Source organism: Lentibacillus songyuanensis (genome assembly GCF_039548255.1).
Taxonomy (GTDB): domain Bacteria; phylum Bacillota; class Bacilli; order Bacillales; family Amphibacillaceae; genus Lentibacillus_C; species Lentibacillus_C songyuanensis.
Map to the genome: position 1 here is coordinate 40,155 of NZ_JBCLVH010000014.1, position 22,098 is coordinate 62,252.

Consider the following 22,098-nt stretch of genomic DNA (forward strand, 5'->3'; position numbering starts at 1 on the left):
GTTGGTCTTTATTATTACAAAGCCAACAGAGTTCGCAATCATATAGATTTAACAACACTTTTTGGAAAGTAGGAATGAAATGATTTTCGAAGTAGATACCAATGTAAGGAAAAAGATAGCACCTATGTTTGAGGATTTTGACGACACCATTATTCTTTCATACCTTCAAGGCCATATGGGAACGGCTTGGGTGGATGATCTTGAGAATCCAAGGGTCGCGCAGATCACTGTTGGAATTTTTGTGTTTTATGCCGGCGACCCCAATATAAAAGAAGCAGAGGAATTGCTTAATAATCTACCTGCATTCGCGCTTGTCATTGTTGATTCTGATGAGTGGAAAAGGCGTATAGAATCTGTGCACAAAGGTGTAGTGGAGAAGTTTCAACGATACAGATTTGAAAAAACACCTGGGCATTTAGATAGAACGCATATACTGAATCTATTGTCTTTATTACCAGATGGCTACGAAATGAAGAAGGTGGATAAAACTATCGCAAATGCAGCATCCTTTCACGAACTCTCAGAAGACTTTGTAAGTCAATTTGATTCAATTAATGATTTTGTCAATAGAGGAGTAGGATATGCGATTTTGCATGAAGAACAAGTTGTTTCCGCGGCAACATCCTTCAGTATATATGATGATGGTATCGAGGTTGAAATTGCTACGGCCCCCCAATATAGAAGAAAAGGTTTAGCGACTGTAACAGCCTCCGCTTTAATACTAGATTGTCTGGATAGAGGAAAATACCCCAGTTGGGACGCAGCAAATACGGAATCTGTCAAATTAGCCAAAAAGCTTGGCTATACATTTAAAGAATCCTATGATACTTATTTTATAGGTGAACAATAGATTTTTCAATGTTTAATCATTTCGTCTATCATACGAACCCACTCCTATATACATTGGAGGGACTGCAATGAAACGAGTATTCATTTTTGCTATTATACTCATCCTGTTTGTATTTCTAACAGATTTTTTAAACGCTCGGAGCGCCAATGATAACGCAACAGTGGATGGTTACTTGTTAAACAAGGATGGTATGATTTATTTAGTAACTGCCGATGACTTTAACATAGAAAAAGCGGAAAAGATGTCAATGAAGCAGTTTATTTTTGAATACACCGGCGACATTCATATACTTAATAGACAAGGCAGAACAAAGCATGGAGACAAAGTAAGGATTTGGTATGATTATCCTGTGTTAGAATCTTATCCTGCCAAGCTTAACGTGCTGAAAATCAAGAAGCTATAAATTTTAATTTATATTCTATGCTAACAAAAAGGAATCGATGATTTTGGATTTTCAAATGTAAATGGATTGGCATGACAACCTACTATAATATAAGAGGACTTATTTTCCATGCTTCACATAGATATAAACTTTTTTAGTGGTTAGATAATGAATGTTGGTGGCTCTTTCATCAAAAATTTATGTACCGGGGAGGAATCAAATTATGAAAACAAGGCTATTGCATGTGCGGGCAAATGTAAAAGATTTAGAGAGGGCTGTAAAGTGGTATGAAGATGTTTTGGGGTATAGTGTTGCTGCTTCATGGCCTCCAGAAAAACCTAACTATGTACATTTTGAGCATGAAGGTGGAGCAATGTTTGGTTTAATGGAGCATGAGAATTATCCATCTCCTGGACGCTTTAATTTTTATGTCGATCATGTCGATGAATTATGGGGAAAACTAAAAGATAACGTGGAGGTAGTAGAAGAATTATTTTCTACACCATATGGAAGCAAAAAGTTTACTATATTGGATATGGATGGAAATGAATTAGGGTTTGTGCAAGATAATCTCTAACGGATGGATTCATCGAGACAGCAGGCTATTTCCTTTAAATCGTATTAAAAATACGTATGGGAGATCTATTTTGGAGACGTTAAATCCGAGAAGTGTGTGTGAGATAGATGATTTACCGGGGGAGATACTGAGTAAAGGTTAAAGGTTTGTACTATTGGATGTACATGTAAATAGAGTCCGTAAACAGCCACCTGCTAAAAGCAGGTGGCTGTTTACGGATTAATGACGATTCTTTTCCCTTGAAAATCGGAGCGCCTCCATACATTTTCGATATCATGAAGTGGAATGATTTCCATGTCCATATGAAGCTTATCTTCCTTTAGCCATTTCCACACCAGATCGGTGCCTTCTTGTATTAATTTTGGAGTTATACCTGCAGCACCTCCAGTGATTTCGAGCCCTGAGGTCCGTAAAGCGCTAGCGGGAAGCGTAAGTTCCGATCCTGCTTTTTCTCCTATTTGAACAAGTTGGGTACGTTTCCCGTTTAAACTTATTTCTTGCGGAACCAACGCTTTGATGAGTATGCTTGTCGGATATCCCCATAAAAAATCCAAAATAATATCTATTCCCTCGTCTACCTCTTTTTTAAATGATGTGAATAAACCTTCTTCAGGCTGTCTAAGGTCAACAACTGTATCTGCCCCTAGTTCCTTGATGCGCTGCAAAGATTCCTTGTTGCGGCCTGTACCAATGACACGTTTTGCACCGAGAAGTTTTGCAATTTGGACGGCAAGTTTACCGGCAACACCAGTCGCACCATTTATAAGCACCGTCATGCCTGGTTTCATGTTCACTCCCCATTTAAGCGGGAAAAGCGAAGTCAATGCTGCGGGTGGAAGAGCAACCGCGGTCTCGGCATTGATCCCATCAGGAATGAGAACGGTTGACTCGTTGGCGACAACTGCTTTTTCAGCCATGGCGCCATATGGAGCCCTCGCGCCTGAAAATCCAATCAGTTTGCCATCGGAACGCTTGCCGACACCTCTGAGTCCAACAATTGCCGGTAATTTAGAAAAGAATTGGCGACTCGCAAAATGTTCCCCGTCTGCCATCATCCGATCGACATTTTCAAGTGTTACTGCTTTTACATGGATCAGCACTTCATCTTTACTTGGGATTGGATCTGGGAAATCTTTATATCGTGGAATGTCTCCAATCTTGTGTAATACCGCTGCCTTCATGGTAATACCTCCTGAACAATATACTTAACGCTGTTAAATTTAACGGTGTTAAGTATAGTTAATATCATTTATGATATAATGTCAAGCATACATACAGAAGAATGAAAGGAAAAAGTAACATGACATTAAAAAAACAAAAAATTATAAGAGAAGCGTTGGAGCTGCTCAATGAAAGTGGACTTGAAGGAGTTACACTGAGAAAATTGGCGAGCAGATTAGATATTCAAGCGCCAGCATTATATTGGCATTTTAAAAATAAAAAAGCATTGGTGAACGAAATGGCTGAGGCTATTTTGCAGAAGGAGTTTCATGATCTGACAGAACGAAAAAATGACGAGACCCAGCAAGATTGGCTGCTTCAGGCGTTTAACCGTTTGCGTAGGGCGTTGCTCTCGCATACGGATGGAGGACGTGTTGTAGCAGGGGCACATCTATCGGTAACGATGGCGGACTTTTCTGAGATGACGATAAACACTTTGGTAAATGCGGGGGTGAGCCTGCGACAATCACGCCTGATGGTATTGACCGCAACACATTTTACTTTCGGTCATGTGATTGAAGAACAAACGAGTGTCACGGAAAAAGAGATGCAAGGCTTTCATGTGGAAGCATTCAATCAGGAGCATCCTATGATGGCTGCAAGCATTGAAGAATATTTTTCTGCAGGCAAGACAATTGATGACCTTTTTAATGATGGACTGAGGATGATTATTCGTTAATTCTTTTGTGTTCTCTTTGCTTTATTAAATGGATCAGTTTGCTGCATAAGAAATGCAATAAAGTGAAACTTCATGGAGTGGGGGGCTTACTGCCCATTAAAGCGGAATAAATTTCGCCACGGTAATCTGATAATATCTTGTTAGTAGATAAGAATAAGTTGAGTAGTATGTATTTATTTGAACGTTCATTTGTCAATACTGAATATACGATAAAACATAAATGAATGAAAAAGTATAAAATGTAAAAGGAAAATAGATTGAAAAGAGGAAATGAAATGAGTACAAGCACGAAACAGCAAGGAACCAGTAGACTTAAAAAGGTATCACGAGCAATAGCAGTTATTATCGGCGCATTTATAACTGCATATGGGCTTGAGTCGATATTAATTCCGAATAATGTATCAGATGGTGGTGTGACAGGTCTAAGTATCGTTGGATCACAGTTATTTGGACTGCCGCTAGGAATTCTGATTGCGATATTAAATGTCCCATTCGTATTTTTGGGTTATAAACAAATTGGAAAAAGCTTTGCTATTTACTCTGTTATTGGAATTGCATCACTAGCGTATGGGACAAGCATTATGCACCATATACCAATCATTATTCAAGGTGATACGCTGTTAGTAACCGTTGTTGGTGGTATTATCATCGGGTTTGGTATGGGGGTGGCTTTACGAAATGGCGGCGCATTGGATGGTATTGATATGTTAGCAGTATTGTTATCCCGTAAGTTGCCTTTTGGAACGAGTGACCTCATTCTATTTTTAAACTTGTTTGTGTTCATTATTGTCTCAACCGTATTCGGGCTTCAAGGTGCTTTCTTATCTGGAATTGCTTATTTTATTGCTTCGAAGGTGATTCATACTGTTGAGGAAGGATTAAGTGGTTCGAAAACCTTTAAAATTATCACAAGTCAGCCCGAATTAATGGTTGAAACCATACGTGACCGTTTGGGCCGGAGTGCAACGTATAACCAAGTGGAGGGCGGTTATTCAAATGAACAATTTAAAGAAATTACGTGTATTATTAACCGGTTAGAGGACAGCAAAATGAAAGAGATCATTTATGAAATTGACAAACATGCCTTTGTTGCTGTATATGATGTGGCAGAAGTGAAGGGCGGCAGTTTTAAAAAGAAAGATATTCATTAGTATAAAGGTATTAAGGAGATGACTTATTAGACAAAATCCAAAAGCGTAAAGAAAGGCACCTGCTAACTCAATCGTTAACAGGTGCTTTGACTATATTAGGAAGGTATAAAAGACCATTCCTCTCTTAAAATCCCGAATAAATACGTATCATGGTATGCACCGAATCGGAAAATTTCATTTCGCAATATCCCTTCTTTTGTAAACCCACATTTCTCATAAGAACGTATGGCGGCTTTATTGAAGCTAAACACTTGCAATTTTATTTTATTAATATTGATATAATTAAAAATGAATGAAATTAGGGTTTGCATGGCGTCCGTCCCTAATCCTTTTCCCTGCCACTGTTCTCCTAGTGAGATACCTACGGAACAGGTGCTGTTTTGCCAATTTATTGCAAAGACACCACATGAACCAATTAATTGCTTTGAATTATTGTCATAAATACCAAATATGAATTCTTTCTTTTTTCCACTAATACCCTCGAAAAATGAAGTGTGGTCCGCGAGTGTATTAGGAAACGGAATATCATCATTTGCAAATAGCAATGAGCCTTTTTCATTTTCAATTTCCGCAAATCTTTCCAAATCTGCTGAAGACATTTGCTTTAATGTAACATTTTTGCCCTTAAGAAAATCATTAAAAAATTTATCCATTGTATTCTCCCTTTTTTAAGGGAATGCAGCAGGAGTTACATCCCCTTGATCGTTTGTTTTTGATCAAACAAAACATCTACTGCAATCGACGCTAACATATTCACAACTCCTTAAATTCGAATACATAAATAATAACATAATTTATAATAAAGATTCAAAAAATTATATTTTTTTAATTATAAAGGCGTTCTTTGGCTGTCTAATTGTAAATTAGTCAGTTCGGATTCCAAGATCATAGTGAAAAATAACTTTTACATTCTCTATTTCGTTTAGAGTGAGATGAATTGAAATACAATAATAAAAAAATACAATATGATAATTATTTATTGTAAAACGATAAATTAGATGGTAAAATCAAAAATATAGTGAATAGATGAGGTGGTTTTTGTGAAAAAAGCAACAACATTGTTTTTAAAAATAGCTGTTATTTTTATTGGAATTCCAATTCTTGTTTTATGCATATTTTTAGTTCCTGAGATAGGGGATATGGCAGCAAAGTTGTTACCGGAGTTTGCCAGTATAAAATATGTTGTTTTCTTTGTTTTTTATGTATCGACGGTTCCTTTTTACTTTGCGCTGTATCAGGCTTTCAACTTATTGCGTTTTATTGATAAAAATAGGGCATTTTCCGAGGTTTCTGTAATGGCTTTAAAGAAAATCAAATACTGTGCTATCGCAATCAGTAGTTTTCATGTACTAATTTTGCCGCTTTTTTATTTATTTGCGGATCAAGACGATGCCCCTGGTGTTGTCTTTGTCGGGTTAGTTGTTCCTTTTGCCTCAATGGTCATCGCAGTCTTTGCAGCGGTTCTCCAAAGACTTTTACAGGAAGCTATCCACATAAAATCAGAAAATGATTTAACGGTCTGAGGTGAAAACAATGGCGATTATAATCAATATCGATGTGATGCTGGCTAAAAGAAAAATGAGCGTAACAGAACTTTCAGAGAGGGTAGGAATCACAATGGCTAACCTTTCTATCTTGAAAAATGGAAAAGCAAAAGCCATTCGATTATCAACGTTAGAAGCGATTTGCAAGGCGTTAGAATGTCAGCCCGGGGATCTTTTGGAATACCGAGGAGATGAAGACATGTAAAGGAAAGAAATGGTGAATAGATCACATTTCTTTTTCATTATTTCCTTGCATTAAATTTAGAAGGGAAGTTACTCATGAATTTAACCATTCAAAATGACTCTCAGAAAAAAACGGCAAAGACACAAATCATGCGAGCCTTGGAACAACTCGTTCATTTTGGTTGGGAACAGGCTCTATCCTGTTTGTTTCCTGTTGTTATTTTTGCCTCCTTGGCTATTACACAAATCACGCCTTTCCCCCTTCTGCCACGATATGACTGGCTGCTCATCATCTGTCTTCTCATGCAGATTTGGATGGTGCGTTCTGGGCTTGAATCACAAGATGAACTAAAGGTTATCACCTTATTTCACCTTATTGGGCTTGCACTTGAACTGTTCAAGGTACATATGGGCTCCTGGTCTTACCCGGAAGCAGGCTATTCCAAAATTTTTGGCGTTCCTTTGTATAGTGGATTTATGTACGCAAGTGTAGCAAGTTATCTTTGCCAGGCGTGGAGAAGGTTGGACATTCAATTGGTGAAGTGGCCGCCGCTTTTGGCAGTTGTCCCTTTAGCTGCTGCGATATATTTGAATTTTTTCACGCACCATTATTGGATTGACGTCCGTTTTTGGCTATCTGGGCTCGTACTCGTGGTCTTTTGGAAATCTTGGGTTATATATGAGGTTAATGGAATGCGTTACCGGATGCCACTTGCACTTTCGTTTGTGCTCATTGGATTTTTTATATGGGTAGCCGAAAATATTACCACGTTTTTTGGTGCTTGGAAATATCCATATCAAACCGATGAATGGAGTCTTGTTCATCTGGGGAAGGTAAGTTCATGGCTCTTATTAGTGATTGTTAGCTTCCTTATAGTTGCAACATTAAAGCAAGTTAAGGGGGAAGGTTGTAAATAAAAACTTTTCCAGAGTCATCAGAAACAGGGAAAATGGAAGAAATACAGTGCATATTGTTATCTGTGGGGGGCTTGCACTAGAACGTCTAAGTTCATCGGAACCCCCATTGAAGAAATTTTACTTTATGCTATTTTATGTAACTTGACATTACTATACAAATTCAATAATTGGTCTAGCTCTTGACTGCATTTTACAGTATCCTTGCTTGTAAATCCCTTATTAAATGCTAAACCAATCATTTCCTGTCTCTTTTTGTTGATAGCTTGCTGCAGGTTCTTTTGCGTATTCAATTTTAATTGCCTCCATGTTCTATTTTAATCAAAAAATCCAGAATCATTATTTAGTATATAGGGCAAAAGAACCAATGTAAATACCTATGACAAAAATTGACAAACATAGACAAGGGTTGGAGCGACCTGTACGTATTAAATATTTCTGTAATTTTGTGGGATAACCATATAAAACAGTATTTTGGAAAAAATTCTTATGACTTATCAGATGAAGAGATCAATTTAAGGACAGTCACAAATTCGGTTTTCAAAAATATAATTTTTAGTATTCCTTGCTTGAAAATAACAGCTTATGGGTATATTATAAAAAAATAACAAAATAGTTATGTGGCTGTAGGTGATTGGAAATAGGATTAGCGATTTATTTTTCATAAAATTATGCGTATACGGAAAACTAGGGGTTCTTGAATGGATCTTATTTTTTTACTACTATGTTTCCTTAGGTAAACTAACTTAACTTACAGCACATTTTTAAAAGGTGACTAACATGAATAAACAAACAAATCATCCGTCTGAAGAACACGGATGGCTCAAACGCAGCTCCAATATTAGTTTGGAAGAAGTGAATAATTCGGTTCGAATACCGGAAAATGCTGGTTTTTGGCGGAAATTTTTTGCCTTTGCTGGTCCTGGATCATTGGTGGCCGTTGGGTATGTTGATCCGGGGAATTGGGCAACCTCGATTGCTGGAGGTTCCCGATTCGGATATACCTTGTTATCGATCATTTTAATTTCTAATTTAATGGCAATGCTTTTGCAGACATTGGCAGCAAAGCTGGGCATCGTAACTGGACGCGATTTGGCACAGGCAACAAGAGATGCAACCGGTAAGAAAACAGCTACCATTCTATGGCTGTTAACTGAACTTGCCATTATCGCGACTGATTTAGCGGAAGTGATAGGTTCGGCGATTGCATTGAATTTGTTATTCGGTATTCCGCTGTTATGGGGAATTTTGATTACAACATTGGATGTATTATTGCTTTTATTACTACAACGCAAAGGATTTCGCATTATTGAAGCGATTGTCATTGTGTTAATGGCAACGATCTTTTTCGTCTTTGTATTTGAAGTGATTGCTTCAAAACCGGAAGTAGCGGCATTGCTTAAAGGTTACATCCCAAGTCCGGAAATTGTTGTTAACCCAGAGATGCTGTTTATCTCACTTGGGATCTTAGGTGCAACGGTTATGCCGCACAATCTTTACTTGCATTCGTCGATTGTGCAGACGCGGGCATATAAGCGAACCGAAAAAGGGAAAAAGGAGGCCATCAAATTTTCCGTGATGGATTCTACTTTTTCACTCACGGCAGCCTTTTTGATTAATTCCGCCATCTTAATTCTTGGTGCAGCTGCATTTCATGGAATAGGGATGCAGGTTTCGGAAATTGAGGAAGCATATAAACTGTTAAGTCCAACAGTTGGGGTTGGGATTGCTAGTACGTTATTCGCTATCGCCTTACTCGCTTCCGGGCAAAATTCCACTATCACTGGGACATTATCCGGACAAATCGTTATGGAAGGTTTTATCCACATGCGAATCTCGCCGTGGGTTCGCCGAATCATCACCAGATTGATTGCGGTTGTTCCGGCATTTGTCGTCACTTGGATTGCTGGATCCCGGGGAACAGCGGACCTGCTGTTATGGAGTCAAGTCGTGCTAAGCCTGCAGCTTCCATTTGCCGTTGTGCCGCTCGTTCTCTTTACCAGCAGTAAAAAGAAAATGGGCCAATTCGCCAACAGCAACATCGTAAAAGCTCTCGCCTGGATCTGCACGGCGATGATCATTGTACTGAATGTATTTCTTGTCGTCTATATCTTGGTTACTGGGCATGATTTAGGGTAAAAGTATTGGATGACAACTGATTCCAAAATGCGTGAAAACTAAATTTAAAGCCTCCAATTCCTCACATTAATTTTTCAAAAACGAGGAAAGTGGAGGCTTTTCTTAGTTCATGGGAATTCTGCAGTATGAGGGTTTTTTATCGCTGCAGGATTAGATCTTGAAGTTTTTTCTCGTGTTGTACAACTTTGGATGATAAGAAATTGGTCGTTTCCTGGTTCTCAGTTAAATCTACTCTTATACCATCTACTTTCTTTCCCAGGTTGTCAAATCGTTTATCAACTTGTTCAAAGCGTTGATCGACTTGCTCGAATCGTTTATCAACTTGTTCAAAGCGCTTATCGACTTGTTCAAAGCGTCTATCGATTTGTTCAAAGCGCTGATCGATTTGTTCGAACCGTTCATCGATTTGTTTAAACCGTTTGTCGACTTGCTCAAACCGCTTGTCCACTTGCTCGAATCGTTTATTCATATCTGTTCTCATCTGATCCATTTTCTCATCAACATGTGCCGAATGTAGTTCCAAGGCTTTTAAAATTTCTTTAAATCCTGTTTCTTCCATATCTATCACCTCCTTCTTCTTTAAATCTATTATATAGGGTAAGGGAATTTAGGGAAGGGTTTTTAATTTCTTATATGAATTGGCCATTTTTAAGGTAAACTAGAGAGGGAATTTACAAGGTGACTATTTTTTATGGAGGAGAGAGTCGCCATTTCCAATCCAAAATCACCTAAAGGAGAAGTGATGAACATGTCAAACGACACATGGCAAGAAATACTAACCCTGATCAAGAGCCAAGTAAGTATCCCGTCTTTTCAAACCTGGATTAAGCCCGTAAAAGCGGAGCAAGAAGGCACAACTTGGAATATTATTGCTTCCAATGAGTTTAGCAGAGACTGGTTGGAGTCAAAGTATTTATCCCTATTTAAGGACGCCATTCGTGAAGTGACTAAGGAATCGCCTGAAGTGGTTTTTATAACGGAGGAGAAGAAAGAGACCCACCCTCAAACAGATTTGAAACTTGACTATATCGTAACACAGATTAATCGTTTATCCCGGGCGGAGAAGAATCAGTTATTTCAGATTCTGAAGAAAATAATCGCTGGTAAACCAACACTTAATCAACAATATACGTTTGAAAGTTTTATCGTTGGGGCAGGAAACCGTTTTGCATATTCAGTTGCACAAGCGGTTACAGAATCAATTGGTGAAGCATATAATCCCTTATTTTTATATGGAAAAACAGGTGTTGGAAAAACGCATTTAATCCAGGCAATCGGCAATGAAGTGTTGAAACAGGATCAGGAGAAAGTAGTGATCTATCTAACGGCAGAGAAATTTTCGGATGAATGGATCAATAATGTGCTGGAAAACAATGGACAAGACTTCCGTAAACAGATAGGTCAAGCAGATGTCTTGCTCATTGATGATATCCAATTTTTTATGGGAAAAGAACAAGCACAACAGGAGTTTTTTCATATTTTTAACGAACTGCATTTGGAATCTAAACAAATTGTTATTACCGGTGACCGACTTCCTAGTGAAATGTCAGGCATGTTCGATCCATTGCGCGGTCGATTTGAGTGGGGGCTGGTAACGGAAATATTGCCAGCAGAGCAGGAAACAGGAGATAAATGGACAGATGATCTTGGTGATGCGTCCTATTCGGATCATGCGAACCAATATGATGCTGACCGGTTGGACCATTTGGAGGCGGAGATAGTGGAGTTGAAAAGTCAGCTGCAAAAAATAGACAGTAGATTGAATGATGGTGCTGTTTAACGTTTATAAGTGAATTATATGGGTGAGTATCGATCAAGTAGGGGTGACAAGCGATCGAGAAAGCGTGAGAACTGGTCGAGTTTGGAATAGAAATCGATCGTATCCCTTATGCTCAATCGCTTTTCACACTCGATCAATCCTCTTTGCACTCGTCCCTTATTCAGCAGGTACAACATGCTCTCCATGAGATGATGGTCCTGTCCGCGACCACTGGAAAAAGCATATTCATCTTCACTTGGTAGAAAACGTGCAGGAATACGCTCGAAACGTGCAATAGCAGGCTCGAAACGTGCGATAGCAAGTCTCAAACGTGCAATAGAGGGCTCGAAACGTGCAAGAAAACACCTGAAACGGTCGAGAGGCAGGAATATTTCAAAGCGAACTAGTTTCATTTTTTTAGTGGTCTTGATCTATCCTCATGTCGCGGTCAAATTTCTTGTGATGTGTGATTTCTGGCGGTAGAATGGAGTAGTTGGATTTTATACGAATTATTTTTGATATGTGGGCTTATAGCCTGCATCATTTTTTTGCCAAAGGGAGGTTACGCATATGGAAGATCGTAATCTCAGTAAATCAAAACGATTTATAGCAACATTATTTACTGCTTTTATTGGTGGGGCTTTGTTTACTCTTCTTCATATTCCTGTCCCATGGCTGCTTGGGCCGATGGTGGCAGTGTTGCTTGGAACGAATATATGGAAGCGTCACTATGTTTGGCCAAATGGGATCCGCGATTCAGGTATGATGATTGTTGGGTATACGATTGGCTTATCGATGACACCCGTTGCTTTACATGCAATGGCTCTCCAGTTACCATCCATGCTGGTCATGACGGTATTGTTAATACTTTTTTGTTCAGGTATTGCCTTTGTGGTTTCCAAATTTTCCAGTAGTGATTACAGTACATCATTGTTAGGGAGTATTCCTGGCGGGCTTACCCAAGTGATTTTGCTCGCGGAGGAAACGAAAGGCATTAACTTAGCAGTTGTTACAGTAACCCAAGTGATTCGTCTCATGATGATTATTATTTTTATACCGCTGTTGGTTACCCTTCCGTTATTCCGTAATGGCGGTGCAGCGGATATGGCAGCGGATGTTGCTGATCAAGCAACCGCAAGCTGGAGTGGATTGTTTCCAGATATCCTTCTTTTTGCAGTAGTAGGCATCGCTTTGGCTTTTCTTGGAAGCAAAATACGTTTTCCGACTGCGGTATTGTTAGGACCAGCAGTTGGTACAGCGGTTCTCCAGGCATTTGGCATGGAAGGGCCGAATTTACCGCCTGTCGTTATTAGCCTGTCACAATTGATGATTGGCACGCATGTAGGATTGATGCTTCAAGTCAACCAAATACAACAGAAAGTACGAACAATTGGACTGGCCGTTGGGAGTGGCTTGATGCTCTTGATTGGCTCTATTGTATTGGGGATGGTTTTGACAAAAATTCAACCTGTTACTCATGCAACGAGCTTGCTAAGTTTGGCACCTGGTGGTATGGATCAAATGGGGATTATCGCGCATGAGATTCATGCCGATCTGTCAATGGTATCCGGATATCAATTGTTTCGGACATTTTTTATTTATTTCGCGGTGCCACCGTTAGTAAAAGTAATTTTTAGACAGATAAACAAAAAGAAATTAATAGAGCAGCGTGAACATGGCTAAAAATAGGTGTGCTTTAGATAAATGGGATTGTGCCATTTATCTTTTTTTGCTTTATTATTCAATTTTTGTTGAATTATTAATTCAATTAATTTATTATAAGGATAACTATACAGGAGGGTGATAATGATGGAGATTTTGAAAACGACAGGCAGAGGAAGAGAGACGTACAATGTTCAGGTCAAGTATTCATTATTATGGGAATGTGCCTTAGGGATTGCAGCTATTACCAATTCACGGTTAATTGAAACGTTGGAACAGTCCATGGATTTCTGGAAAACAACTCAAAAAAGAATGTCAACGGAATTAACGGAAGCCTTAGATGATGTGGAGAAAAACAATACGTGGAAATCATTGCTTTTACTATTGCACCAGCAAGATTTTACGGATTTATCATCGTTTATCACATATGTGAACAGTCTTCCCGAACAAAACTTGCGCTATCAGTGTATTCCTTTTGTTGGTTTTAATCATCAATCAACGCGATATCAAGCTTCTACTGGGGATAAACTAGCTGTACAAGAATTAAAAAAGGTGACCAAACATAACCCGTTTTTTCCGGATTACATTGAATTTATTTGTCAAATTGATGCAAAAGCGTTAAAACAGCACCTCATTACTGTCATGAGTGGATGGTATCGGGAGTTTATTGAGCCAGAAGCAAGTCGTGTTGAGAGGTATTTAAAACAAGATTGTGCGATGAAACGTACCATGATGGCGAAAATGGATCCCGAAGAATTTGTAGAATGGGCGACAGGTGGGATCGCTTATTTACCGGAGCCAAGTGTTTCCAATGTGCTCTTAATTCCACAGTATATTTATCGCCCCTGGAATATTGAAGCGGATATAGAAGGGACAAAAGTGTTTTATTATCCGGTTTCCAACGAGAGTATCCATCCTGAAGATACGCTTACACCAAATTACTTTCTTGTCCATAAACACAAAGCGCTTGGTGATGAATTGCGTTTGCGGATGGTGAAACTTTTATATCGCAAAGATCAAACACTGCAAGAAATTACAAATACACTCGGGGCAGGGAAAACAACCATTCATCACCACCTGAAGATACTTCGGTCAGCCAAGTTAGTTGATGTGCAGCATGCCACATATAGTTTAAGGAAAAATGCGCTTCAATCACTATCGAAAGAATTAGATCACTATTTGAATGAAGGATAGGAGGCCCAAAGGTGACCGGACTGCCAATGACACAAAATAAGCGAAGTAACTTTCCGACATTATGGCGAAACTTCCCTGTCCATCGTTTCATGGGAGGCAATTTGATTTCTTTTTTTGGGGATCAAATCTATCTGATTGCCCTTCCTCTACTTGTATTGGATATAACTGGCTCGCCTTTAAGCATGGGGATGGTTTCTGCGTTAGAACGATTACCTATTTTAATGCAGCCGATAATTGGGGTATTGGCGGATCGTTTTAACAGAAAAAGACTGTTAATGGGTAGTGATTTAGGTCGATGTTTGATTATAGGTTTGTTAGGTTTGTTGTTTCTAACGGAGCAGTTGGAAATGGAATTTATCTATGCTGGAGCGATAATTATAGGAGTCCTCAGTCAAATTTATAATACAGTGCAGTTTGCTTCGATTCCTTCCTTGGTTTCAAAACATGATTTGCAGGCGGTTAATGCTATTCAGGCAGGTTTTTCGAAAACGGCAGTCTTAGTTGGACCCGGTCTTGGAGGATTCATTATTAGCTTATATAACCCAGGGTATGCTTTATTGGTGAATAGTCTTAGTTTTTTGGTTTCGTTTCTTGCTATAGCAAGTATTCCCATTGGGAAAACGATAACAGGAAGAAAGACACACACATCTTTTTTCAACGATTTAAGGGAGGGATTCGTCTTTGTATGGAAGACAAAACCAATCCTATTTACGAATCTGGCCATTTTGACGTCTATGTCCGGGACGACGCTTTTTTTAACGATGCTGGTTTTTTACCTAAAAGAAGATGCTTATCTATCAGCTATACAAATTGGTTGGCTTGTATCATTGGGAGGGGTTGGTGCTATCCTCGGAGCCATATCAACAAATCTATGGCTAAAGAAGTTTTCACATAAACAACTGTTATTTGTTTCTTCAGTATTAGGTGGCTTATCCATCATTCTATTTAGCCAGGCGCAGTCTTTTATTTGGCTTGTTCTGTTTAATACACTGGGAGATTTCATGGCCTCCATAATGAATCCATGTATTGTCACCATTAGGCAAACATTAACGCCAGACCATTTGTTGGGGCGTGTTCAGGCAACAAGCCGCTTCATGTCTTGGATACTGTTGCCACTGTTTTCCCTTCTAGCTGGTGTGCTGGCAATGTACATAGGTTCTTCCACCACTATTTTCATCGGTGGTTTGTTGGCTACAATTGCATCATTGTTCTATTTGCACCCATCTTTGAAAAAGGAAGGATACATAAGAGAGGAGTTATAAGAAGACAGACTCTAATCCATTAAAATTTTTTGATAAAATAATCAGTAAGAGAAAAGAAAGGAGAACCTACTATGTTTCATTATTTACAGGCCGGGGATCAAATTGGGATTTTTTCCCCTTCTTCACCTGGAACTGTCCGCGCACCACTGAGATTTGAAAGGGGTAAACAGTTCTTGAAAAGCAAAGGACTTACCGTTATCGAAGGAAATTTAACAGGTGAAAATGATACATATCGCTCGGGAACTGCAAAAGCAAGGGCGGCAGAATTAAACGAATTGATTTGCAATCCCGATATTAAAGTAATCATGTCAACTATTGGTGGTACGAATTCGAATAGTATGTTGCCTTATATAGACTATGAAGCATTGAAAGCAAATCCCAAAATAGTTGTTGGTTATTCCGATGTGACTGCCATTCTTTTGGGGTTATACGCGATGACTGGCGTTCCAACGTTTTATGGGCCTGCTTTGATTTCATCGTTTGGAGAATTTGAACCGCTGGTGCTTGATACCTATGATTATTTCGAGCGTTTCTTCATGATGCCACAGCAATTACCGTATGATGTTCCCATGCCTTCATTCTGGTCAGATGAGAAAGTCAATTGGGAAACAAAAATAACGGAAAAGGCATTATATCAAAATGAATGGATATGTGCATCAAGTGGTTTTGCAGAGGGTAAATTGATAGGTGGGAATCTGAACGCAATGTATGGTATATTGGGCAGTCCATATATGCCAGACATACAAGAAGGCGATATATTGCTGATAGAAGATTGCTCAAAAACAATCGCAACCATTGAGAAAAACTTTGCCATGCTTAAGGTGAATGGCATCTTTGATAAGATAGGCGGGATTATTTTAGGCAAGCATGAACAATTTGATGATTTAGGTACGGCTCGTAAACCGTATGAGGTACTCTTGGAAATTTTGGATGGTGCATCAATCCCCGTGCTTGCCGCGTTCGATACCTGTCACACACATCCAATGCATCCGATGCCAATTGGACGCAAAGTTGCTTTGGATGCTACGAATAAACACGTGTATTTAATGGAAAAGTGGCTATGAAGACGTTTTAGATTCCCGCTTTTAAAATGGGATTTTTTTGCAAATAAAGCTGATCAAGCACGCGAGGAAGTCAATGAGCAAAGAAGATTATTTTGTTTTAAAAGGGAGTGGGAAAGGCGGGAAAAGGAATGGTGCTTTTCCCGGCCCTTTAAAGTAGGGTATCCGGTGAATGAAGTGAAGTAGATGAAATAAATAAGATCAATCATGATGCTTATTTTTCCTCCCATTCGACATCATGTTCTTTTGCTAGTTTGTCAAGTTGAGTCTGATAGTCACGCAAGTCTTTTTTGGCATCATCCAACATTCCATTTGCTTCTTCAATCATACCAGAATCCTGTTCTTCCAGCGCACGCACAATTTTTACAAATGCGTTGTATTGCGTGTCAGCGCCCCGGATAATCAGTTCATGGATTTCTCTTAGCTCATCCGTTTCCACTTTGATATTGTTTAGCTCTTTTGTAAACTCGTTGTAGTTAGGGATAACATCGTTAACCATTGCAGTATACATCGTCTGATCGTCCGTATAATTGGCCCCGGAAACATCGTCATATGCAGATAAAGCAGTATTTTCCAGATCATACGCCTTGGCCATTTGCTTATTTGTGTAATTAAGTATGTCATCCTGAACGGAATCACCAAAACATCCGGTTAATAAAAACATGAAAATAAACGGAACAATTCCTAGTAATACTTTTTTCAAAATTTCACCTCCCCTACATACCATATGCTGCATAGGAAGTCCAAAGACACAGGAAATGGGTGTCACGCTAAAGCGTTGGTTAGAGAAGCAAGTGTGGAACGGAAGAAAGCAGTGGTAAGTCGGGAGAAAGCAGTCGCAAACGGGAGAGACCTTAAGGATACGGTCCAAAATGATGAGGGATTCTGCGTAGTATTGTATCAATCGGATAATCTAAACACCAACCAAGTCCGGATAAACATCGACTGTTTCGATCTGTTCACCCATACTTAGCAGATGAATTCAATGGTACCTTTATTGAGAAGGGTTTGGCTATCAACTTTGTAGTGAGACAATGGCCCTTGTCAACTTCAGTCCCAGTTCTTTCTACTTAATTTAATTGGGTAAAAGTATTACAATGAAGATGTGACTATATTTTTCAGGGGTGAATTTCTCTGTTCAAGGAGGAGACGGAATGACCAAATCGGGTACCCCTTCGTCAAAGAAGATGGAAACGAACATAAGGGTTACGAATTCAAATTCGATCATTACAGACTTTAAAGAACTGTTTAAGGCAATTGTTTTAATTTCCAATGTCCTGCCAGTGTTTACTGGATTCTGGCTGGCACTATATTTTACGAATGCATCATTTGCCAATTATTGGGGTGTATTTATACTAACGATCATTGGAAGTACTTGTGTCATGGCCGGTGCGCTGCTCCTGAATAATTGGTATGATGTTGATATTGATACCGTGATGGCTAGAACGCAGAAGCGGCCAACCGTGACGGGACGCATTTCACTAAAGACGGTACTTGCACTTGGGATTGCGCTGTCCGTTATCGGATTGATTATTTTGTTGTTTACCACGCTTGAAGCAGCCATTTATGCGTTTATTGGCTGGTTTACCTATGTAATTTTGTATACCATGTGGTCCAAACGAAAATACACGCTGAATACCATTATTGGGAGTATATCGGGTGCGGTTACCCCGTTAATCGGCTGGGCAGCGATTGAACCTGCATATCATGTTGTACCGATTGTGTTATTCTTTGTAATATTTATTTGGCAAATTCCGCATACATTTTCGATTGCCATTAAAAAATATGATGAGTATAAAGCAGCAAAAGTCGCCATGCTGCCAGTTGTTTACGGATTTTTGTTTACCAAACGACAGATGGTTGTTTATATTGCTTGCCTGTTACCCTTGCCATTTTTATTGGCATCCCTTGGGACAACCTTTATGGTTATTGCCACCATTTTAAATGTTGGTTGGCTTATTTTGGGAATTCGGGGCTTTTCGGCAAAAGATGATTGGCAATGGGCCCATAAGAATTTCATTTATTCGTTAAGTTATCTGACCATACTCTTCTTATTGATGATTGTAGTGACCTTACCTTTATTTACTGCATAAAGTGAGCGGGATAAAAAATAATTAGGGGAAATCTTATGTTTTCCCCTAAAAAGTATCATCCAAGACTATTGACCCGCATTATCATTATCCGTGTTATTTAATCTTTTTAGGTAGTGTGGATTTTTTGTGTTCTTGAAATCTCCTCGTACGCCCATTTGTATTCCTGAAGCGTCGTTGATGATGGATTCTCGCCTGCCATCAAAATGGGGAGAGGGGTTGGAGCCAGTATTTGCCGTTTCTCTAGGCATTGCTATCACTCCTTTCGTGTTTAGATTGGTGAAAATGAAGGAAAGTATGTATGAAGATACATTTTAATGAAATGAATGTGATACGAATTGTTGTTTAAGCTAAATGTAAACGGTTTAACAATGTTGGAAAAGGAGTAATAAAGATGGTTACAATCAAACAAGGAGAAAACAAGTTTTTTGTAGGTGAAAATGAGACAGATCCATTGGCGGAAATTACATTTAAACAGGCTGATGATACTAGCCTGATTATCGATCACACTTATGTGTCAGATGAACTTCGTGGTGAAGGAGTCGCCGGGCAATTGGTAGATAAAATGGTAACCCACGCCAGGGAGGAAGGAAAGAAACTGATCCCCGAGTGTTCATATGCGAAAAGCAAGCTTCACAAAACACCGGAATATCATGATGTGTTGGCTAGTGACGATACATAATAATGCGCGGTGGAACAACCATTGGAACAAAGGGAACGTTTGAGACCACTAAAAAGCCTTTTCTAATGATCAGGTAGGAACCATGCGAGAACTTGCTGGAAGCATTCAGGAACACGCTGGAAACGTGCGGGAACATGGCCAAAACGTGCGATAACATGGTTGAAACGTGCAGGAACATGTCCGAAACGTGCAGCAGCCAGGCCTGACGTGCGAGAACAAGCTCGAAACGTGCCGGATCTTACTCAAAACGTGCGAGAACGAGCCCGATATGAAGAGTAGTGGAAGTCTTCTGAACAAGACAATTTCACGCTTTTCAGAGGTCTCGGGCCGTTCCTCTGTTTCAATTCACTATGTCTATCTTTTTTGAGAATGTTCGCTTCCAGGCGATCGCCGTGATAATAATTAAAATGGCAAGATAGATATACTTGCCCATATGAACGGTCGTTGCAAGATAATGGATCCCAGCAAATATAGCGACAAAAAACATGAGCAGAAAGTGCAGGGCGGTGTTCGTGCCCTGTTGCATCGACTCAAAGGCTTCTGAAAATGGATAGTCTTCATTGTTGATTATCTTATAGGCAATTAAAGTGTGTAAGATGGTTGTGACCAAGACGATGATCAGGTCTGGCACAATCCGGACTGAAAAAATCGCAACAAACGCAATACTGAGCACAAGATAGACAGGTAAATACAATTTAACTAGCAACGCTTTAAGTGCAGCACTATAAAAACGTTCTTTTTGTTGAATCGGTGTAATACCAAATATCCATGCACCTTTATATTTCCCGGAGAATTTCAACATATGAACAACAGCACTGATCATGATATTGGCAAAGTAAATATTAAAGTACAGTTTACTATTGCTAACCTCCGAAAATGACTCCGCATTCAATCCATTGAAGATGAAGATAAACGGGAAAATAAACGCCATTCCTAGTGATGGATATACTTTTAATTTAAATTCCCTTTCACGCTTCATCATGATTTGTGAAAACCGAAAGAACAGCTTTTCCTCCTTGCTAAAACAAAGCAATCGTTCCCAGAGATTCGTGAAGGTTGCCCGTTTCCTTTTTGTTTTAGCCGTATCCTCCATTAATTTTTGCAGGTTGCGCTCAAACGCTGGCATGAGTCGATAATAGGTTAAAATGGAGATAATTGGAATGATTAATGCTGCCAAGGAGAACCCAATGATCACAGTTGAATGGTCATGTTGCAGGAACAGTGCAAATGGCGCCCCAAACCAGATTGGTGGAATAACAATATGCCACCAGCTAAAGACATAGCCAAAATCAAAGTCCACAAAGTCGAAGGCGCGGATAACGATTTGATACCCAACCACCACACCCACAGACAAGATAATTTGTACGTAATTGATAATATCTCGCAGTCGTTCTCCGTTGAAAAATCGTAATATAAAAATATAGATTAATGCAGTTAGCGTCATGATAAATAAAACGAGCAAAATGATCTCAACTAAAAAAAGAATGAAAAAGGAAATACCCTTTACAAACAACATCACAATGGCAGGGATTGCAATGAACGCGCCGGTCAGCATGGCCATATAGATCGTGACATGAATAAGTTTGGCCGCATTGACTGTCCGTGTGTTTACTGGTTTCGTCTGCAAAATGGTTTTGTCGCGAACATCGAGCAGTACAGATGAGAAATCGGAAATCATTGATGTCATTAAAATAAACATCGCGACGCCGAACATAATACTGGTTTGCAGCATTAAATTATCCCCAAGAAATAAGAATAGAATGAGGATCAAACCATAAAGCGCGTAAATGCCAAGTGACTTGATAAATTGATTACCTGTTGACTTTTTTGCGGATTGGTTGGCAAAAATGGTTGGCACACGCCGCTCGTCCATGGTCAACTTAACTTGCAGGATTTTACGCATGGCATAGTAGTCAATATTAAACGCTCGAAACAGGGCTTGGAAGAGATCTAGAAACTTTAAGGAACGGAATTCATGCATGGTGATCACCGTTTGTGACAATATCCACAAAATGTTCCGCAGTTTGCTGGTGCTCATCAAACCCTGTCAGTTGATTAAAAATCCCCTCTAATGATCCAACCTTGCTTTTTAGTTTCAATTCATCAAATGTACCATCAGCAGCAATTTTTCCATCAATAAGGAGTACAATACGATTGCTGATCTTTTCGACAACGTCCATGATATGCGATGAGTAAAAGATTGTTTTCCCTCTCGCTGCTAATTGTTCTAAAATATCCTTAATGATCATGACGCTATTGGCATCCAACCCGCTAAGCGGTTCATCAAGAAAAATAAGGTCTGGATCATGCAGTAAACTGGAAATGATCAGTACCTTTTGACGCATCCCTTTGGAGAAAGAGGAAATTCGTGCATCAAATACGTCCTGCATGTCGAATGCTTGCATCAATTGTAACGCCTTGTTTTCAACATGGTCGCGATCCAATCCGTATAGTTCACCAATAAAGGTTAAATATTCGGCAGCGGTTAGGTTATCATAAATTTCTGCGTTTTCCGCCACATAACCAATTCGCCGTTTGTATGTATGATCACCGGCGGCAATGTTTTGCCCAAAGAGCTCCACCACACCGTCATATCCATCAACCAAACCAAGCATGATTTTTAATGTGGTGCTTTTTCCCGCACCGTTTGGACCGATATAGCCGATAATTTGTCCCTGGTAAACATCTAAATGAATCCCATTGAGCACCTGTTTTCCGGAGTAGTTCATGGTTAAATCTTGTAAAGA

At 39.3% G+C, this 22,098-nt stretch carries 24 protein-coding genes; 16 read left to right on the forward strand and 8 right to left on the reverse strand.

Going from position 1 to position 22,098, the window contains the following annotated elements; all coding sequences use genetic code 11:
• Positions 1–79 precede the first annotated feature (79 nt).
• The 3 genes from WMZ97_RS14010 to WMZ97_RS14020 all read left to right on the forward strand — a co-directional run bounded on the left by WMZ97_RS14010 (position 80) and on the right by WMZ97_RS14020 (position 1,809).
• Positions 80–850, forward strand: a complete 771-nt coding sequence (locus WMZ97_RS14010) for a GNAT family N-acetyltransferase (RefSeq protein ID WP_343272715.1) — start codon at positions 80–82, stop codon at positions 848–850.
• A gap of 67 nt (positions 851–917) precedes the next feature.
• Positions 918–1,253, forward strand: coding sequence for a DUF3221 domain-containing protein (locus WMZ97_RS14015; protein WP_343272716.1), 336 nt, complete (start codon positions 918–920; stop codon positions 1,251–1,253).
• 202 nt (positions 1,254–1,455) lie between these two features.
• Positions 1,456–1,809, forward strand: coding sequence for a VOC family protein (locus WMZ97_RS14020; RefSeq protein ID WP_343272717.1), 354 nt, complete (start codon positions 1,456–1,458; stop codon positions 1,807–1,809).
• A gap of 212 nt (positions 1,810–2,021) precedes the next feature.
• Here the strand turns inward: WMZ97_RS14020 and WMZ97_RS14025 are convergent, their stop codons facing one another.
• Positions 2,022–2,990, reverse strand: a complete 969-nt coding sequence (locus WMZ97_RS14025) for a quinone oxidoreductase family protein (RefSeq protein ID WP_343272718.1) — start codon at positions 2,988–2,990, stop codon at positions 2,022–2,024.
• A gap of 119 nt (positions 2,991–3,109) precedes the next feature.
• Here WMZ97_RS14025 and WMZ97_RS14030 point away from each other — a divergent pair, with 119 nt between their 5' ends.
• A complete protein-coding gene (locus WMZ97_RS14030; RefSeq protein WP_343272719.1) occupies positions 3,110–3,709 on the forward strand; it encodes a TetR/AcrR family transcriptional regulator C-terminal domain-containing protein in 600 nt (199 codons plus the stop codon).
• Positions 3,710–3,984: 275 nt separating this feature from the next.
• Positions 3,985–4,860, forward strand: coding sequence for a YitT family protein (locus WMZ97_RS14035; protein ID WP_343272720.1), 876 nt, complete (start codon positions 3,985–3,987; stop codon positions 4,858–4,860).
• A 95-nt stretch (positions 4,861–4,955) separates the two neighbouring features.
• On the opposite strand, the gene WMZ97_RS14040 is transcribed toward WMZ97_RS14035, so the two are convergent.
• Positions 4,956–5,513, reverse strand: a complete 558-nt coding sequence (locus tag WMZ97_RS14040) for a GNAT family N-acetyltransferase (RefSeq protein WP_343272721.1) — start codon at positions 5,511–5,513, stop codon at positions 4,956–4,958.
• A gap of 387 nt (positions 5,514–5,900) precedes the next feature.
• Here WMZ97_RS14040 and WMZ97_RS14045 point away from each other — a divergent pair, with 387 nt between their 5' ends.
• From WMZ97_RS14045 to WMZ97_RS14055, 3 genes are all read left to right on the forward strand, one after another.
• Complete coding sequence (locus tag WMZ97_RS14045; protein WP_343272722.1) at positions 5,901–6,383, forward strand: DUF2975 domain-containing protein; 483 nt, start codon at positions 5,901–5,903, stop codon at positions 6,381–6,383.
• 10 nt (positions 6,384–6,393) lie between these two features.
• Positions 6,394–6,609 carry a helix-turn-helix domain-containing protein gene (locus WMZ97_RS14050; protein WP_343272723.1) on the forward strand — a complete coding sequence of 72 codons (216 nt, stop codon included), beginning with the start codon at positions 6,394–6,396 and terminating at the stop codon, positions 6,607–6,609.
• A 128-nt stretch (positions 6,610–6,737) separates the two neighbouring features.
• Positions 6,738–7,505 (forward strand): DUF817 domain-containing protein, encoded by a 768-nt coding sequence (locus WMZ97_RS14055; protein ID WP_343272769.1) that lies wholly within the window; start codon positions 6,738–6,740, stop codon positions 7,503–7,505.
• Positions 7,506–7,627: 122 nt separating this feature from the next.
• Here WMZ97_RS14055 and WMZ97_RS14060 read toward each other — a convergent pair whose 3' ends face one another.
• Positions 7,628–7,795: an aspartyl-phosphate phosphatase Spo0E family protein gene (locus WMZ97_RS14060; protein WP_343272724.1), complete on the reverse strand. Its 168-nt coding sequence runs from the start codon at positions 7,793–7,795 to the stop codon at positions 7,628–7,630.
• 487 nt (positions 7,796–8,282) lie between these two features.
• Here WMZ97_RS14060 and WMZ97_RS14065 point away from each other — a divergent pair, with 487 nt between their 5' ends.
• Complete coding sequence (locus WMZ97_RS14065) at positions 8,283–9,641, forward strand: Nramp family divalent metal transporter (RefSeq protein ID WP_343272725.1); 1,359 nt, start codon at positions 8,283–8,285, stop codon at positions 9,639–9,641.
• 136 nt (positions 9,642–9,777) lie between these two features.
• Here the strand turns inward: WMZ97_RS14065 and WMZ97_RS14070 are convergent, their stop codons facing one another.
• Positions 9,778–10,200, reverse strand: a complete 423-nt coding sequence (locus WMZ97_RS14070; protein WP_343272726.1) for a hypothetical protein — start codon at positions 10,198–10,200, stop codon at positions 9,778–9,780.
• A gap of 132 nt (positions 10,201–10,332) precedes the next feature.
• Between WMZ97_RS14070 and WMZ97_RS14075 the strand changes: the two genes are divergently transcribed.
• The 5 genes from WMZ97_RS14075 to WMZ97_RS14095 all read left to right on the forward strand — a co-directional run bounded on the left by WMZ97_RS14075 (position 10,333) and on the right by WMZ97_RS14095 (position 16,582).
• Positions 10,333–11,421, forward strand: coding sequence for a DnaA ATPase domain-containing protein (locus tag WMZ97_RS14075; RefSeq protein ID WP_343272727.1), 1,089 nt, complete (start codon positions 10,333–10,335; stop codon positions 11,419–11,421).
• Positions 11,422–11,970: 549 nt separating this feature from the next.
• Positions 11,971–13,083, forward strand: a complete 1,113-nt coding sequence (locus tag WMZ97_RS14080) for an AbrB family transcriptional regulator (protein WP_343272728.1) — start codon at positions 11,971–11,973, stop codon at positions 13,081–13,083.
• 126 nt (positions 13,084–13,209) lie between these two features.
• Positions 13,210–14,256, forward strand: coding sequence for an ArsR/SmtB family transcription factor (locus tag WMZ97_RS14085; RefSeq protein WP_343272770.1), 1,047 nt, complete (start codon positions 13,210–13,212; stop codon positions 14,254–14,256).
• A gap of 11 nt (positions 14,257–14,267) precedes the next feature.
• Positions 14,268–15,518: an MFS transporter gene (locus tag WMZ97_RS14090; RefSeq protein ID WP_343272729.1), complete on the forward strand. Its 1,251-nt coding sequence runs from the start codon at positions 14,268–14,270 to the stop codon at positions 15,516–15,518.
• A 71-nt stretch (positions 15,519–15,589) separates the two neighbouring features.
• Entirely contained in the window at positions 15,590–16,582 is a 993-nt protein-coding gene (locus WMZ97_RS14095; RefSeq protein WP_343272730.1) for a S66 family peptidase, read from the forward strand.
• 211 nt (positions 16,583–16,793) lie between these two features.
• Here WMZ97_RS14095 and WMZ97_RS14100 read toward each other — a convergent pair whose 3' ends face one another.
• Complete coding sequence (locus tag WMZ97_RS14100; protein ID WP_343272731.1) at positions 16,794–17,282, reverse strand: hypothetical protein; 489 nt, start codon at positions 17,280–17,282, stop codon at positions 16,794–16,796.
• A 451-nt stretch (positions 17,283–17,733) separates the two neighbouring features.
• Here WMZ97_RS14100 and cyoE point away from each other — a divergent pair, with 451 nt between their 5' ends.
• A complete protein-coding gene (gene cyoE, locus WMZ97_RS14105; protein ID WP_343272732.1) occupies positions 17,734–18,672 on the forward strand; it encodes a heme o synthase in 939 nt (312 codons plus the stop codon).
• 65 nt (positions 18,673–18,737) lie between these two features.
• On the opposite strand, the gene WMZ97_RS14110 is transcribed toward cyoE, so the two are convergent.
• Positions 18,738–18,920 (reverse strand): hypothetical protein, encoded by a 183-nt coding sequence (locus WMZ97_RS14110; protein WP_343272733.1) that lies wholly within the window; start codon positions 18,918–18,920, stop codon positions 18,738–18,740.
• 137 nt (positions 18,921–19,057) lie between these two features.
• Here WMZ97_RS14110 and WMZ97_RS14115 point away from each other — a divergent pair, with 137 nt between their 5' ends.
• A complete protein-coding gene (locus tag WMZ97_RS14115; protein ID WP_343272771.1) occupies positions 19,058–19,351 on the forward strand; it encodes a GNAT family N-acetyltransferase in 294 nt (97 codons plus the stop codon).
• 340 nt (positions 19,352–19,691) lie between these two features.
• Here WMZ97_RS14115 and WMZ97_RS14120 read toward each other — a convergent pair whose 3' ends face one another.
• Both WMZ97_RS14120 and WMZ97_RS14125 read right to left on the reverse strand, forming a co-directional pair.
• The gene (locus tag WMZ97_RS14120) at positions 19,692–21,332 is read right to left on the reverse strand and encodes a hypothetical protein (RefSeq protein ID WP_343272734.1); all 1,641 of its coding nucleotides are present in this window, start codon (positions 21,330–21,332) and stop codon (positions 19,692–19,694) included.
• Positions 21,325–22,080: an ABC transporter ATP-binding protein gene (locus tag WMZ97_RS14125; protein WP_343272735.1), complete on the reverse strand. Its 756-nt coding sequence runs from the start codon at positions 22,078–22,080 to the stop codon at positions 21,325–21,327. Before WMZ97_RS14125 ends, WMZ97_RS14120 begins: the two co-directional genes overlap by 8 nt.
• Positions 22,081–22,098 lie beyond the last annotated feature (18 nt).